The sequence below is a fragment of the Flavobacterium sp. AJR genome (assembly GCF_002156885.1).
Taxonomy (GTDB): Bacteria; Bacteroidota; Bacteroidia; order Flavobacteriales; family Flavobacteriaceae; genus Flavobacterium.
Genome location: NZ_NCWQ01000033.1, coordinates 1 through 16,542 on the forward strand (window position 1 = coordinate 1; position 16,542 = coordinate 16,542).

The following is a 16,542-nucleotide window of genomic DNA, read 5'->3' on the forward strand; positions in this document are numbered from 1 at the left end:
GCTCTTGGTCTGCTAAAAAATGTAATGCTGCTTGTAAAGAATTATACGATAGATTAGTCGAAAAAGGAAAAGCTAAAAAAATAGCTTTAATCGCTGTAGCAAACAAACTACTTAAACAAGCATTTGCTTTAGCATCAAAAAATGAATATTATTTACAAAATAATTAAAAATAAATTTGCTTTTAAACACAGTTCATTTCGAGGAACGAGAAATCTTCACGAGTAGCTCGACAATCTAGAGAATACTTTGTGTTAGTTTCTTGTGGAGACCCTTCCTGCGTCAGGGAGACAAGATTGTGGAGAATTAACCGCAGAGTTCGCAAAGGATTACGCAAAGGTCGCAAAGTTTTGGAATCATTTTAATCCTTTAATCTGTGGCAAAAAATTAACCGCAGAGTTCGCAAAGGAATACGCAAAGGGCGCAAAGTCTTAGAGCCTTAGTTTCTCAGAAGCTTAGCAACTTAAAAAAAAATCACGAATCAAGCCAGTTTTTAAAATTATTAATTTCTTTTTTACTCAAAATAATCGGATCTGTGTCTGGAATAGAAATGTTTAATAACAACTCTATTTTCTGACTAGAATGCTTAACGATTTCTTGAATATGATTGCGGTTTAAAATGTATTTTCTATTTACTTTAAAGAATAGAGTAGGGTCTAGTTTGTTTATTAGATCCTTAAGATTGCTATTATAATAGTAGCTATTGCCTGAATTTGTATAAATAAAAAGATGTTTTCCTGTGGCATAAAAATAAGAGATTGTTCTATCGTTTATAGATATAAGTTTATCTCTGTGGTTTACCAAAAAGTGATGCTGAACGCTAGTTTGATTCTCAATTGTAACAAGTGATTCAACAATTGGGTTAGGATTAAATGTTTCTTTTATATTTTTATATTTAGCTAAAGCTTCTAATAATTCTTCTTCTTCGTATGGTTTAAGGAGGTAATCTATGGTAAAATGTTTAAAAACTTTAACAGCGTAAGAATCATAAGCTGTTATAAAAATAACGGGACATGAAATAGTAGCTTTTTCAAAGATATCAAGACTCTTTCCGTCTCCTAAATGAATATCCATGAAAGCAAGATCTACCGTATTATCTTCAAAGAAAGCAACTGCATCTTTTACTGATTTCAATAAAGTTATCTCACTTATAGTAATAATACTTTGCTGTTCTAGAATAGATTTCAGATAGCTTGAAGCAAGATATTCGTCTTCAATAATGACTATTTTCATTTCTCCTTTTTTTTTGCAAAGTTAAAAAAAAAAGCTCCGTTAAAAACGGAGCTAATTAATTTACAATTCTGGATTGTTTAATCGTGCATCTAATGGGAAAGGCAACGTATATCTCGGATCATTTTTGATCAAAGTATAAGTCTTACCACTCAGTGTATGTTCGATTTGTTTTTGAGTAGTTCTTCTTAAATCAAACCAACGGTGCCCCTCAATGGCAAACTCACGTTGTCTTTCCTGATATACAAAATCAAGAAGTTCTGTTTGGTTCATAGCACTAATCTTTGTGCTCAATTGAGCGTAACCTGTGGTATTATATCGGTTTTTAATGAAATTTAATATAGTTGTTCTTGCCGTTGCAAGATCATTTAATTGTACAGAAGCTTCTGCTTTTGTTAAATACAATTCAGAAGTTCTAAATGTATTTTTTTGGTATAATTCACCACCTTTTAAAAATATAAATCCGCTTCCACTTACTTTATAGTACAATTTAAAACGCAAGTCATTCACTTTGTCGTATGCATTTGTTAAGGTTGGAGCTGGATAAGCAGATCTTTTTAATTTATTCTCAAATGTATTTTCAAGAGCCATTATAGATTCCTTAGTATCATAATTGTTAGGCAAAATAGGAGTAGCATTTAAGTCAACTAGTGAATTATTAATAGTCATTCCTTCGTTTGCTGCCTGTATTGCTTTATCCCATTGTTTTTGGTACAAGTAGATACGAGATTCCATTGCGTATAATGCTGCTTTAGAAAAACGATAGTTTAATCCTTTAGCCTGAGTATCCAAGTTTAGTAATTTTTTTGCCTCTTCTTTATCTGATAAGATTTGACCATAAATAATTTCTACACTTTGTGGTATATATGCCTGTTCTAAATCTATTTCTAATGCCAATGGAACACCTCTCTCAGAACTTGCAGTTGCAGGATCATATTGTTTTGCAAATAGGTTAATCAAGTCAAAGTAAGCAAGCGCTCTTAATGCGTATGCTTCACCAACCAACTGATTTTTTTCTGGCGATGCACCTAGTTTAGCACTAGCTTCATTAATAATTACATTGGTATAAAAAATGCAATTATATAATCCTGCATACGGAAATTTTGTAGCAATAAGATCCGGATTTGCATCATTCCACATATAGTTATCTTTGTAGAATACTAAATCATTGGTTTCTTCTTCAAGAAGCACTTCGTCTCCTCTTAAAGAAGTTAGTGATTTATGCGTAGGAAAAGTAGCGTATCCTTTAGTAAGAACAGCTCTAAAATCAGCAAGTGTTTCAGGAATTACTTTCCCTGCGGGTTTTACATCCAGGTAATCATCGCAGCTTGTAGCTACTATCGCAGCTACAAAAAGGAATAGGTATTTTGATATATTTTTCATCTTAAATTAATTAAAAAGTTATGTTACATCCTAATGTTATTGATTTAGGGATAGGCTGAGCATAGATGTTTCCATAAGTCTCCGGATCAAAATATCCTTTGTAATCAGAGCTGATAACAAATAAGTTTCTTCCTTCAATACTGAATCTTAGATTATCAAAAAACATTTTTTCGATTGCTTTTTTAGGCAAAGTATATCCAAAACGTAAACTACTTAATCTCATATAACTCATCTCACGTACCCAAGTGTCTAAATATTTATTGGTATTTATTGGATTTGCTCCAGCATACCATTTGTAAGCCATCCAAGAGTCGCCAGTACCAGTATCATTCCCAACAATTCCTGGTAAGTTTGATCCTGTGTTAGTAGGTGACCATGCATTTATAATATCAGTAGAGAAGTTTTTTCCACGATCTACCATTGTTCCATTATACGGAGGTGTTTCTACAACTGTTTGTTTAATATTAAAAGTGGTAGCAACTGTAATATCAAAATCATGTATTTTGAAAGTATTAGTAAGACCACCTGTAAACTTAGGATCTAAATCTCCAGCATAAGTAAATAAATCTCTTATTTCTTTAGTATCAAGTTTAGATTGTGCGAACTCTCCTGGTATAACATCTGCTAAAGCATCGTATAATTGGAAGAATGTTTGGGTATTAACGGTTTCTCCATTTTTATTTACAAACAACGGGTATCCATTCTCATCAATTCCATTTGTTTTTAAAGCAAATACTGCTCTTACCGGGTATCCTTGCAGTGATGGAGTAAGTTCATTTTCTCTAATTTGAATACGATCTACGTTGCTCTTATTGTGTGAGAAATTAATATTAGTTGTCCATTTAAAATTTGGATGATCAATATTTTTCGTTGCCAATGCAATCTCAAATCCTTTATTAGTTACTTGTGCCCAGTTTAAGGTAGTAAACTCAAACCCGTTTTCAACAGGAAGTGATTGAATACCAATTAAATCACTACTTTTTCTTCCATATACATCAGTAACGATACTAATACGATTATTGAATAAGCCCAGATCCATACCAAAATTGGTATTTTCTGTTTTTTCCCATCTTAATTTATCATTCGGAGGGCTTAATATCGCAATACTTGGCTCAGTTTGTCCTGGCAAAATAGTTTCAATTTTATATTCTCCTACTACAAATGGAGATGTTCCTTTGTCTATATTTCCTTGTAATCCATAAGAAGCACGTAATCTTAAATTAGATACGGTTTGATTACCTTTTAAGAAATCTTCTTCAGATACTAACCAAGAACCAGAAGCTGCCCAAAGTGGTAAGTATTTGTATTTTGGATCTACACCAAATAAGTCAGAACCATCATAACGTACACTTCCGAAGAAAGTATATTTTCTGTCATAGGTATAAGATGCTGTTGCAAAAAAGGATGCAAATGCATTTTCATTCTTAGATTTTTTATAGCCTCTATAAACAGGTTCGTCTGCAAGATCGGCACTAGGGAAAATTATTTGAATAGAAGTTAACGTTTTTGGATCATATCCAAATGCTTTGGTTGCAATACTAGTATTGTAATTTCTTCTTAATTCACTTCCTGCCATCACTTCTAACTCATGTTTTTCATTAAAAACAGCAGAGTAGTTTAACATCGTTTTCCAGTTGTATTGGAAAAAGTCAGTATTTGTATTTTGGATAATTCCACCCTCAGGAAGAAAATAAGCAGGCTTACCATTATTAAAACGTAGCGTTTTCTCTCTTTCTTTTCTTGTAAAATAGGTGTTTTTATCTGCAAATTTTTCACTTGCTGTATTGTCAAATTGTAAACCAACCTGAGTACTTGCTTTTAAGCCTTTTGTAATTCTGTAATCTACATCAAGAATAGCTTTAATAGCTCTGTTCTTTAATTCGTAAGAGGAGTTTTCTCTTTCTTCAATAAAATTAAAAGGTACATAAACATCAGAATAACCACTAATATCTTTGTCGTATTTATAAGATCCATCTGCATTATATGGAGTTAAATATGGGTTTACTGTTCTTGAGTAATTAGCAGGATTTGTAAAACCATCTGTATCTGTTATGTATGATTTTGTTTTGCTTTCAGAACCAAATAATCCAATACCAATGTTTAACTTATCAGTAACTTCAAAGTTGTTTTTTAAAGTAATATTATATCTGTCGTAACCCGTTCCTACTGTAGTACCTTGCTCGTTATAAGCTCCTAAAGAGAAGTAGTAATCAGATTTTTCGCCTCCACCAGAGAAACTTAAACCATATTGTGTATTTACAGCACTTTGGTATAATAAATCACCCCAGTTTGTGTTATTGTTTCTTAAGGCATTGATAGAATTTTGCGTAGCTGAAGACAGCGCTGAAAAACCTCCCGTTCTATAAGCCCCTAATTCATTAGACTTATTTAGTATACGAGAAATTTCTCCGCCAGTGTCTCTATAAGTTAAGTCAGATCTGCTAGCTAATCCTAGCTCAAAATCTACTTTTTGTGAAGCATCTAAAAGATTTAATTTAGAAAAATCAGGTTTCATAGTAACAAACGTATTTGCTATGAAATTTACTTTCATGCTCCCTTTTTTACCTTTTTTGGTAGTAACAACAATAACCCCATTTGCTGCTCTTGCTCCGTAAATTGCGGTAGCAGCAGCATCTTTTAATATGGTAATATCTTTAATATCGTCAGGGTTTAATCCAGCAATTGAAAAGTTATTTAATTCGTCGATATTGTCTTTGTCAAAGTTTTTAGGAACATCATTGCTCTCTAATGGTAAACCATCTAATACCCATAACGGATCTTGTGAACCCGAAAGTGATGCTGTACCACGAACTCTAATTTTTGCAATAGCACCAGGAGCACCAGTAGCTTGAGTAACTGCTACACCTGCAACCTGACCTACTAATAATTGATCTAAACTTGCAACTCCTGCTTGTTGAATATCAGCCATATTCACTTTTGCAACAGCAGAAGTTAATTTTCTTTTTTCAATTTTTTGGTATCCAGTTACAACAACCTCTTTAAGTTCGCTTAAGTCTGGTTTTAAAGAAATGTTATAGCTTTTTTGGGCTGTAACATTAATAGTGTAAGATTGGTAGCCCATAAAGGTTACACGTACACTTGTAGTGTTGCTTGATATTTTTAATTCAAAATTACCGTCAAAATCTGTGATAGTACCGATACTTGCGCTTTCGATAACACTTTTTTGATTTGTACTATTAGAAACTGAGCTATTTTCAACATATACAGTTGCGCCCGGAATTGGTAATTTGTCTTGGTAATCAATTACCTTTCCTGTGATCGTTCGAGTTTCTTGAGAATACCCGACAACCGTCAGGAATAAGGTCAAGATGTAAAATAATTTTTTCATTTCTGGTTTTTAATTAGGATAAAAGATTTATAGTGTGGTATTTAAAGCTTTCTCTATTCGTTGAATCAAATCAAAATAATGGTTTTGTGTTTCTTGATTTCCAATATTTTTCTTGGTTCTTAATAATTGTAAAATTTGTTTTAATTCTCCTTTTTTATCAGAGGTTACTTCTGAAACTCTTTTAAGAGAAGATTGATTTATATTACGTGCCATTCTCGATTCATCTAGCTGATTGCATAAATGAGGAATGTTTAAATTATCTTGTATTTCGATTAATTTTTTAGCATCTGTTTTCTCAAAAAGCTTGTTTGTAGAAACAATAAGCACATCGATATAGTTCTTTTGCGTCATACGTTCCATAATCGTTAATGATTTATTTTGGATTGTTGGAGCAAAAATATTCTGACGTAATGTTTTAAATAATTGTGTTACAGTAAACACATTTTCTTTAGCTTCATTACGTTGGTATAATTCGTTTTCGGTAATTCTTAACAAACGATCATCACTAAGCATACTATATAAAGTACTGTATTGTAATTCTCTCGCCAGGGTATAAGGAGTATACTCATAAGGACCAACTGGAGAATCTTTTAATGCATTCGTTTTATCTAGGATTGGGTTAAAAAACAACCATTCAGGAATAGTAATACTGTTTTTTAATAAATACGCTACAGCTCTTTTTTGGATTGAAGCAGGAACAGGTACATAACTTGCTTTGTTATCACCATGTACAGTTGTGTTAAGATAAATACCTCCAAGGTTGCTTAATACATGTCTGTTATAAAGTTGCCATTGTCCAATAGTACCAATATAAAGTTTACCAGTTTCGTAGTAAGACTCATCTTTATCATACGTCCAGTCAAGGATATTATTTACAACACGTTTTAAGTTTTTAAGTCCGTACTCACTCGCTTTCATTGCGTCATTTCCTAAATCTTCTGATTGAGAACGTGGATCGATTATTTCGTCTTGTTGCTCTCCATAAAAATAAATTGGATCATTTTGATGTTTTGAGATAAGACCATTTAAAGCTGTATGTTCTTCTTTTTCGTCCCCATACCATCTGTATCCCCATTCGATAGCGTATTTATCGTATTCACCAATTTTTGGCGTAATAGCCTCTACGTGATCTTCTGGTTGAGCGATATAATTGTAACGAGCATAATCCATGATTGATGGAGCAGTTCCCCCCATTTTTGCTGTAAAATCTTTAGAACGAAGTGACTCTACATCATAAGCAAATGAAGAACCCATATTGTGTTTTAAACCAAAAGTATGTCCAACTTCATGAGATGATACAAATCGGATAGCTTCTCCCATATGTTCGTCGCTAAATTTATTTCCTCTTGCTTTAGGATCAATTACACCAGTTTGTATACGCATCCAGCTATGTAAAGAGGTCATAACATTATGCCACCATATAATGTCTGATTCGATTATTTCACCACTTCTAGGATCTACAACTGCAGGTCCCATCGCGTTCGATTTTGGAGAAGCTACATAAGTAATAACAGAGTAACGTACATCGTCAATATCAAAATCAGTATCTTCGGCAGTAGGTTCTTTTGCGATAACAGCATTTTTAAAACCTGCTTTTTCAAAAGCTATTTGCCAGTCACGAACACCTTCTATAATATAAGAACGCCATTGTTTAGGAGTTGAAGGGTCGATATAATAAACGATTTGTTTTTTTGGCTCTACCAATTCTCCTTTGCGGTACTTCTCGATATCTTCTTTTTTAGGCTCTAATCTCCATCGAGTTATTAATTCTTTCTCGCGCATGGCATGTTGAGCATCGCTAAAATACCAGTGCTTTTCGGTAAAATATCCAATACGTTTATCAGAAAAACGAGGTTGCATAGGAACTTTATCTAATAAGATAATATTACTAGTTACTCCAATGGTAACTGATAGGGCAGGACCACCTTCGCTTACTGAAGTTGTAAGTTGCGATTTAACAACTATATTTTTCGGGAACGATTTTGCATATTCTATATAAGATAGCTCTGATTTTACTGAACCACCAAAACCTATGTTGCTCAAAACATCATTAAAACTTTTTTGTTTTCCGTCAAAAACTTTATTTGCTTTGATTACAACCGCAGTCGAATCATTATTTTTTGTTTCGATATCAAAAACCTCTATAATAGACTCCGAAAAGTTATTGTTTACCGAAGCAGTTATTGCATCACCTACTGGAGATGAAACATTTGGTACAGATGATTTTACCCATACTTTTTTGGCAACAAGATCTTTATGGAAAGTGATGATCTTGTTTTCATAGTTCATTCCTTTGTTTAATCCAGCCTCATTAACCTGCATTGGGACATTCGAAATTTTATTTACCACAAGAAATTCTCTCTGAAAAAGAGAATCATTTATTTCTAGATAAAGATCAGTTTTAGCTTGTATAATGTTAAATAATCCTTTTTTTACGGTTGCGTCCTTTAAAAGATCGTTATATTTTTTTCCTTTTTTGTTGCTTGTAGAATCCTTTGCTTGTTCAGTTTTGTTTTCTTTACTTTTTTTATCTTTTTTCTGCGCAATAATTGTAGTACTACTAATTAATAATAGTAGAATAAATGTGTTTTTTAAATATTTCAATAATGCCTTTTCCCTCATTTGAAGTTAAGTTTAGGTTAATTTTTCGCCTAAAATATTGCATCCATTACGTTAAAAAAAACAAAATGGAGTGAGTGGCTTTTTTTCGGGAGTGAATGCTTTTTTTATTCAATTAAGGGTAAAATACAGACAAAAAAACCGTCTCTTTTAAACGTCTCAAAATCGGTTTTAGAATAGTAGTTGTAAATACTTTGTAAGTACTTATGACCAAACTTAGACTCCTTCCCGAAGTTTTGTTTTTCGTTTAGATTATTGGTAATGACCACCTTATTTTCCTGGATGGTAATTGTTATATTTAACGGATTTTCATCTGAAGCAATGTTGTGTTTGATAGCGTTTTCTATCGCGATCTGAAAAGCTAAGTAGGGTACTTTTTTTGATAAAACACTATTGTCTTCGATTGTTATCGTAAAGTTAAATTCGTCTTTATATCTGGTTTGTTGCAAAAAGATATACTTTTCTATAAATAGAAGTTCTTCTTTCAGTGTAACAATATTCTGCTCAGGTGGATTTATTAAATACCGATAAATTTTAGAAAGGTTTAAAGTAAACTTGCGCGCTACACCAGTATTACTTTCAATAAGCATATAAAGGGAATTCAGGGAATTAAATAAAAAATGAGGGTTAATTTGCTCCTTTAATTGGTGCAACTGAATCAATGCTTTTTCTTTCTTTATCTTTTCATTTTCTAAACTCAATTTATTTTTTTCTTTGGCTAGGTCTTCTTTTTCCTGAAAGCTTTTGCGGGTAAAAAGCGCAAATAAATAAAAGAATATAAGTAAGATTGCTGTAGTTATAAAGTAAATTAATGACGCATATTTTTTTATAGCATCTACATCTTCATTTGCAATGTTTTCTGGGAAATTGACACAAACGTACCAATTTGTACCTGCTACATTTAAACGTTTTGTGTATCTAACAATGTCTAATTTTAAATATTCGGAAAGGCCTATTTTTTTTGTGAAATCTATCTTAGGAACAAAGATTGTATCTGATGGTATTACATCGGTTATTTTAAAAACATTCTGCTTTATAAACTTAATTTCGGGGTGATAAAGTATAGTTCCTTCTTTATCAAATACAAAAGCATAATTTTCTGCCAATTGATCTACGGTTGAAAAATAGAATCGCAATGCTTTTAAATCAATATCATAACCATAGCGTACTACTTCGCCATTTGCTGCATTAGCTTTAAAATAAATACGCCAAAAAATGTTTTGTCCATCTTTAAGGATACAATTAAATTTATCTTTATCACCGTTTTTAGCAATGAAATCACTGATATCCGTTCTTAAATCAGCGTTCTTATTAGAGGTTCTAAATTCTATTTTTCCATTGTTTATCTGGAACCAATTGTTTTTTACAAGATTCTGATTGGCATGTATAGTACTTAAAACGTTTAAATTATTTGATAAATTATTAGGAGTGCTAATTTTAATAATCTGCTTTATTTCTTTCTCGATTTCAAGAAAACGTGAAAACTCCAGCGCTAGAACTTCTTGCTTTTTTATAAAGCTACGTAGCGCGTTGGTAGAATTTGATTTTTCGGATATTTGTGTTATTAAACTACTTAGTATATAAATAGAAAGCAATGTAACGACTACGAAAACAATTCCTAAAATAAAGAAGTTACGCCCAGAAAGGCTATTTTTTAATTTAAAATTCAATGGTATTCTTTAAAAACAAGGAATATAAAAGTCCTTATTATAATGTGGTATTATTAATTTTTCGCAAAGATAATTCTTTTCTTCTTCTTCTTATTAGGGGTTTATAAAACGTATTTATCAATATATCAGCTAAATCTATCTATTGTTTAGCCTTTTATCTGGAGGTGCTCCATTTTCTTTCCAATCAGGGTTTTGTTTCCAACAGGTTTAAAACCTAGTTTTAAGTATAATTTTTTAGCATGAGGATTTGCTTCATCTACAAGTAATCCTAAAGTTTGTTGATTTTTATTTACATATTCATCAATCAAAAACTGTAAAATTTTAGACCCAATACCTTTTCCCTGGCACTTAGGATCAACTCCTAACGTGTCAATATAATATTCTCCTTTTTGAGTTTCGTCTTCAGGATTAAAATTTTTGTTGTAATGAGTTCTAACGTATTGTACGATAGGTTCTCTTAATAGGTTTAATTTTGCACCATCATATATATTTACAGCAGCAACAATCTCGTTGTCATCTACAGCAACAAAACAATTTTGATAAGAGTATTGATTATTTTCCTTTGCTATAAAGTGTAGCAAAAAGTCTTTTGCTTTATTGTAGTTTTCTTCACCAATAAATTTATAAACGATATCCTCCATTGCTAATAGTAAATAGGTTGCAATACTTTCGGAATCCTTTATTGTTGCTTTTCTTATAATCATCACCTTTTCATTTTCGTTTTTGCAAAAATACCTTAATCTTGCATATATACCAAAATCAGACACATATATTAAGTTTTATTTTGGATTTTTCATCAAAATCGACTTTTATTGGTGATTATGTAATAAAATTCAATCAACAGAATTGTACAAATAATCTAAACTAATAGTTGTTTTTACAACTCTGTAAGTGATTTAAGAATCTTTAAGTTTGATTATATAAAGGCAACAAACTCGATTTTTGCGATTCACATTTATATTAAAACTTATATTTGTATAATAAAAAGCGCTAACTTGTAGAACAAGTTCTAGAGTATGACTATCCGATGTTCTACATATTGATAAATTCTAGCAAGTTATTTTTGCAAAATATTCTTTCATAAAAAAAGAAAATATATTTCTAAAAAATAATTAAAATATGTAAATTGTATGAACATATTGGTTTTTATATTTAGTTAAAAGACTTCCCCAAATCTCTTTTAAATGCGTGTTCTTGTTTTAGTTTAGTATTAATTTTTTTTCAAAAAAAACATTGACACCAATTAAACCTATTTAATCTTTAATTGGTAACACAGATTTTAATATTTTAAAAACAATAACTATTTAAAAAATGTAGTACATATACTACTTCAGAACCTATATCAAAGCAGTTATTATGAGTTAATATTTTTATTAGTTCATTTTTTAACCTTAATACAGTATAAATTTTGACTAAAGAGAACTTGACAAAAAATACATTTGGTTTTACAAAACTAAAATTCGAACATAGAAAAGTAATTCATTATACTTTGCTGGCATTTGTAATCCTTTTACAAATCATGGCAGTTATAATATGGTATAACGAATCGACTAATGAAGCCAAAGTATCGAAGATTTTTGATTCGATAAACTATTTAGGCAGTGTAAAACAACTTACGAACGAGGTTAATGATTCGTTTATTAATTCCCAAAAGCACTATAATAATTATATAAGTAATAAAGACGAAGCCTCTTTAAAAGAATATGCTGAATCAATAAATAAGACTGGTGAATTGGTTGATAAACTAAGCGCTGTTACTGCAAATAATCAGGAATTTAAACAATTATTAATGGAGAAAAGCAAGTCCGAATCGGATGTTCTGGCTTTGCGATCTACCATTGACTCCATTATTGCGCTTCAAACGAATCCAAATAACAAAGAAGCAGCGAGTTTATTAGACTTTAAAAAGTTTGAATACAAGAAAATCCTGGATAGTATTAAAACGGATTCTTATATGAAAATTGATAGCGTATCCAAAAAAGGACTTTTCTCGAGATTGGGAGATGCGCTCGCTGGCAAAATGGATATTCAGAAAGAGCAATTAAAGATTGTTGTAACGATGAAATACAATGATAAACTTATTTCTGGTAGTATCGAGGATCAAATAAAAAATGTATTTGTAACGACTAATAAATATTATGAAAACCAGTTTAATAATTTAAAGAAATCATTTTCAAGTTTAAGAGATCAAGATTTAAAATTGACTGAGCTTAATAGCAAATTATTAAATTTAAGCGCTACGATATTGCCTAACTATACAAATCCTATAAATACGCTACAGGCCGATTCTCAGAAAAAATTACAGGATCAGTACAAATCAAATATAACGGTTAGGAATTATACATTATTGATATTAATAATTGTGATGCTTATCGTTTCAATCATACTTTTTAGTTTTACCAGAATGGCTTTTGAGTATGAAAAAAGATTAACAATTGCACAGAACCAAATACGCCAGAGTTTAAACTTTAAGAATAGAATCATGGGAATGATTAGCCATGAGATAAGATCACCTTTAAATATAATTTCTATGTATAGTAAGAAGATCAGTTCTTCTATAAAAGATGTTGAAATAAAGAATACGTTCAAATCGATTCAGTTTACGACTAATTCTTTGATTTTATTATCAAATCAGATTTTAGAATATTCAAAAGAAGAAAATCACGAGCTTAAGCTAAAGAATAAAAACTTTCATTTAAAATCAGAAATAAATCAAATTATCGATTCTTTGTCTTCACTGGTAGAAAGTAAAGGAAATAAGATTAAGTTAAATTCTAATTTAAATTCCGATTACGAAGTGTATTCTGATGCTACAAAAATTCATCAGCTTTTTTACAACATTGTGGGTAATGCAAATAAGTTTACCGAAAACGGACTCATATCTATAGGGATTGATCTTGATAATAGTTCGGATTATGAGTATAATTTAAAAATAGAGATTCAGGATAATGGAGCAGGTATTCCAGAGCATGATTTAAAAAATATTTTCGAATTATATTACCAAGGAGCTGTATCTAACAAAATCAATGATTTAGGTGTAGGTTTAGGTCTTAATTTATGCAAAGAAATAGTAGAATTATTTGATGGAGAAATCAAAATTGAGAGCGAAGAAGGAAAAGGCACAAAAGTTGTATTTAATTTGATATTAAGCCCAGTTTAAAATAAAACAGAATAAATACAGTTTTCGTATTTTAGAAGTATAAACGGGTTTATAATAATTTAATTTATAAACAATGAATTCATCAAATAGTTATAGTTTTTTAATTGCCGACGACCATGTCGTAGTACGTCAAGGGGTGACTTTAATTGTTAAAGAACTATTCTTGAACGCTATGGTTTATAAGGCAGCTACTTTTAACGATACTTTTAAAATATTAAAAGAGGTTAAAATAGATTTATTGATTTTGGATGTAAACTTCCCGGATGGTAATAGCTTGAATATATTGGCAGAAATTAAGGCAATTCAGCCAGAGGTCAAAATATTAATATTCTCGGCTCTAGAGGAGAATATTTATGCCATGCGATATTTAAATGCTGGGGCATCGGGATATTTAACCAAAGAAAGTTCTGAAGACGAAATGAAATTGGCGATAAATACAATGATTTCTTCAGGGAAATATATGACCCAGAATATTAAAGACAGAATTCTGGATTCTTATATTACTAAGAAACCAACCAATCCATTAGAAGTATTATCGAATAGAGAAATGGAAGTAGCGCGTTTATTTGTTAAAGGCTACGGTAATCTGGAAATTCTGGAAATTTTAAAAATCAAGAAAACCACTGTTAGCACTTATAAAAACAGGATTTTCGAAAAACTGGAAGTAGATAATCTAGCCGAACTAATAAAGCTTTTTCATCTCTATTATGATGAGAAATAAATAGAAGCATAAGTACTATTCTTTTATTAAGTACAAATATTTTAAAAAGCGGAGCCATTTAAGCTCCGCTTTTTTTTTCTTAAAAAACAAAGAATATAAAGCTTAGCGAACTCCGCGATTTTATAGAATCTTACTTATAAAAAATTTATGTGCTTTGCGTTAAAAAAAACTATGATCTAGCTTAGAGTTAACCGCAAAGAGCGCAAAGATTTTCGCGAAGTGCGCAAAGTACCGTGTGTAAATAGATGGATTGTATTTTGTATGTGTTTCAATTGGTGTAGAGACGCACCGCAGTGCGTCTGCGTAATCTGCATCTATAATCTATTTTTTAGTATGCTGAATTAACCGCAATTAGAGAAAGGCTCGCAAAGCTTCATCAATAGTTTTGCGAGCCTTTGTGTTTAATGCCCATAATCATGTAGTACAAGTTCTATATAAAGTGGTACGATGTACTATAAACTATTGATTTCATTGCTAGTATCTTTGTGAAGGATATTAAGAGATAATTTCTTTTTTGTTTTATTGTCGATGAATTTAGTAGCGAAGAGATATGATGTTTGATATTTACAATAAGGATGGTTATAGAGCTATGAATAGCTTCCCTTCAAAATTTCGTGAGGACGGAAACCGTATGTTTTATAGTAAGGTTTCGAATATAAAAGAGTTGAGAGCTCAGGAATTGAAATTCAAAGTACTGGAAGAAAGATTTCAATTTGCTCTGGAAGCTTCAAACACGGGTGTTTGGGATTGGGATTTAAAAACGAATACTGTTTATTATTCGTCACAATCTTTTAAAATCCTGGAAATAAATTCTACTGATATTTTTGATAATCCAGAACGTTGGGATGAAATTGTACATCCAGATGATCTAGAAGAATATTACGCTACTATAAATGAGCATTTTGATAATAAGACTCCGTTTTATGAAAATTTTCATAGGGTATTAACCTCTAGCGGAAAATACAAATGGATTTTAGATAGAGGAGAAGTTATAGAGCGTGACTATAAAGGAAAGCCATTAAGAGTAATAGGAACTCATACTGATATTACTGCCCAGAAAGAAAAGGAATTGGAGTTGGTGAAAACAATGAAGCTATACAGTGAAAAGAATAGCCAGTTATTGAACTTTTCTCATATAGTGGCACACAATTTAAACTCGCATGCAGGGAATTTAAAATTGCTTTTGGATATGATCGATGCCGAAAATAAAGGCATGGAAAACAGTGAAGCATTTAGTTATTTAAGAACCGTATCGAATGATTTGAATAATACGATTGCCGATTTATCTCAAATTGTAAATATTCAGAATAACCAAAATATTATTGTAAAACCATTAAACTTAAATTCATATTTAAAGAAAGTGCTAGATATAGTAAGCGCATACAAATACAAAAATTTTGGTACAATTATAAATAACATCCCAGAAGAAGCCACAATTAATTTTAATCCGGCTTATCTGGAAAGCGTCTTATTGAATTTTTGCACCAATGCTATTAAGTATGCTGATCCGGAAAGAGCTTTAATAATTGAGTTTAATTTCTTTATAGAAAATGGCAAAAAAACATTTACTATAACTGATAATGGTTTGGGAATAGATTTAAAAAAACACGGGGATTTGTTGTTTGACATGTATAAAACATTCCATAAACATGAAGATGCACACGGAATAGGTTTGTATATAACAAAAAACCAGATTGAATCAATGAATGGAGCTGTAAACGTCGCAAGTGAAGTTGGGGTGGGAAGTACGTTTACAGTGACATTCAATGATTAAAAAGAATAGAATATATAATAGATAATAGTTTTAAAAATGGAGAAATTTGTAATTACAAAAAATACAAATGATGAGTTTCAGTTTGAATTTATAAATGAAGAAGGAGAGATACTTTTAAGAAGCAGCGGATACACAAGAAAATTTATGTGCGAGAAAGGAATTGAATCTGTAAAAACAAATTCACAAGACAGCACAAAGTTTTACAAAAAAACAATTTCTGATAATAAGGTTTATTTCAACTTAAAGGCCTTTAACGGAAAAATTATCGGAATGAGTAAAATGTACGATGATAGAATTTCGCGCGATCAGGGAATTGAATTTTTAAAAGAAAAAGCACTTCATGCAATTACAGAAGATCAATCAAAATTATCAGAAAAAAATGTAAATTCTGAATCAATAGCATGCTGATTTAAAATTGAATAAACATAGTTACTTGTAGTAAAAAAGAAAGTCCTCCAGAATTTAATTTTTGAGGGCTTTTGGTTTATAATATTACAAATCTCGCTTTGATTTAATGACTAATAAAAAGTTAGCAAAACAGATAAAACGGAGTCTAAATTGTTACAGGAATAAAATAGAATATAGATTTTACGTTAATTTTTTTGATAGTAAAAGTATTTATTTGTTCCTTTGTATCGA

Annotated in this window: 10 protein-coding genes and 1 pseudogene; 5 read left to right on the top strand and 6 right to left on the bottom strand. The window is 31.0% G+C overall.

What is annotated here, in order from left to right; genetic code table 11:
* Positions 1–167 (top strand): annotated as a pseudogene (locus B8T70_RS23595) (IS110 family transposase); the annotation flags it as partial.
* A 304-nt stretch (positions 168–471) separates the two neighbouring features.
* Here B8T70_RS23595 and B8T70_RS10245 read toward each other — a convergent pair.
* The 6 genes from B8T70_RS10245 to B8T70_RS10270 all read right to left on the bottom strand — a co-directional run bounded on the left by B8T70_RS10245 (position 472) and on the right by B8T70_RS10270 (position 10,952).
* Positions 472–1,230, bottom strand: a complete 759-nt coding sequence (locus tag B8T70_RS10245) for a LytTR family DNA-binding domain-containing protein (protein ID WP_086894778.1) — start codon at positions 1,228–1,230, stop codon at positions 472–474.
* Positions 1,231–1,290: 60 nt separating this feature from the next.
* Positions 1,291–2,610 (bottom strand): RagB/SusD family nutrient uptake outer membrane protein, encoded by a 1,320-nt coding sequence (locus B8T70_RS10250; RefSeq protein WP_086894779.1) that lies wholly within the window; start codon positions 2,608–2,610, stop codon positions 1,291–1,293.
* A gap of 10 nt (positions 2,611–2,620) precedes the next feature.
* Entirely contained in the window at positions 2,621–5,959 is a 3,339-nt protein-coding gene (locus B8T70_RS10255) for a SusC/RagA family TonB-linked outer membrane protein (RefSeq protein WP_086894780.1), read from the bottom strand.
* A 27-nt stretch (positions 5,960–5,986) separates the two neighbouring features.
* Entirely contained in the window at positions 5,987–8,581 is a 2,595-nt protein-coding gene (locus tag B8T70_RS10260) for a zinc-dependent metalloprotease (RefSeq protein WP_086894781.1), read from the bottom strand.
* A gap of 104 nt (positions 8,582–8,685) precedes the next feature.
* Complete coding sequence (locus B8T70_RS10265) at positions 8,686–10,248, bottom strand: sensor histidine kinase (RefSeq protein ID WP_086894782.1); 1,563 nt, start codon at positions 10,246–10,248, stop codon at positions 8,686–8,688.
* A 146-nt stretch (positions 10,249–10,394) separates the two neighbouring features.
* A complete protein-coding gene (locus B8T70_RS10270; protein ID WP_039114705.1) occupies positions 10,395–10,952 on the bottom strand; it encodes a GNAT family N-acetyltransferase in 558 nt (185 codons plus the stop codon).
* A 719-nt stretch (positions 10,953–11,671) separates the two neighbouring features.
* Here B8T70_RS10270 and B8T70_RS10275 point away from each other — a divergent pair.
* From B8T70_RS10275 to B8T70_RS10290, 4 genes are all read left to right on the top strand, one after another.
* A complete protein-coding gene (locus B8T70_RS10275) occupies positions 11,672–13,408 on the top strand; it encodes an ATP-binding protein (RefSeq protein ID WP_123912095.1) in 1,737 nt (578 codons plus the stop codon).
* Between the two features lie 73 nt (positions 13,409–13,481).
* The gene (locus tag B8T70_RS10280) at positions 13,482–14,129 is read left to right on the top strand and encodes a response regulator transcription factor (protein WP_039114701.1); all 648 of its coding nucleotides are present in this window, start codon (positions 13,482–13,484) and stop codon (positions 14,127–14,129) included.
* A 550-nt stretch (positions 14,130–14,679) separates the two neighbouring features.
* Positions 14,680–15,903 (top strand): PAS domain-containing protein, encoded by a 1,224-nt coding sequence (locus B8T70_RS10285; protein WP_086894784.1) that lies wholly within the window; start codon positions 14,680–14,682, stop codon positions 15,901–15,903.
* A 36-nt stretch (positions 15,904–15,939) separates the two neighbouring features.
* The gene (locus tag B8T70_RS10290; protein ID WP_086894785.1) at positions 15,940–16,311 is read left to right on the top strand and encodes a YegP family protein; all 372 of its coding nucleotides are present in this window, start codon (positions 15,940–15,942) and stop codon (positions 16,309–16,311) included.
* Positions 16,312–16,542: the final 231 nt, after the last annotated feature.

Bases quoted from the DNA above. Each gene is read 5' to 3' on its own strand.
- B8T70_RS10255 (WP_086894780.1), bottom strand. From the start codon at position 5,959: ATGAAAAAATTATTTTACATCTTGACCTTATTCCTGACGGTTGTCGGG.
- B8T70_RS10260 (WP_086894781.1), bottom strand. From the start codon at position 8,581: ATGAGGGAAAAGGCATTATTGAAATATTTAAAAAACACATTTATTCTA.
- B8T70_RS10280 (WP_039114701.1), top strand. From the start codon at position 13,482: ATGAATTCATCAAATAGTTATAGTTTTTTAATTGCCGACGACCATGTC.
- B8T70_RS10290 (WP_086894785.1), top strand. From the start codon at position 15,940: ATGGAGAAATTTGTAATTACAAAAAATACAAATGATGAGTTTCAGTTT.
- B8T70_RS10245 (WP_086894778.1), bottom strand. From the start codon at position 1,230: ATGAAAATAGTCATTATTGAAGACGAATATCTTGCTTCAAGCTATCTG.
- B8T70_RS10250 (WP_086894779.1), bottom strand. From the start codon at position 2,610: ATGAAAAATATATCAAAATACCTATTCCTTTTTGTAGCTGCGATAGTA.
- B8T70_RS10270 (WP_039114705.1), bottom strand. From the start codon at position 10,952: ATGATTATAAGAAAAGCAACAATAAAGGATTCCGAAAGTATTGCAACC.
- B8T70_RS10285 (WP_086894784.1), top strand. From the start codon at position 14,680: ATGATGTTTGATATTTACAATAAGGATGGTTATAGAGCTATGAATAGC.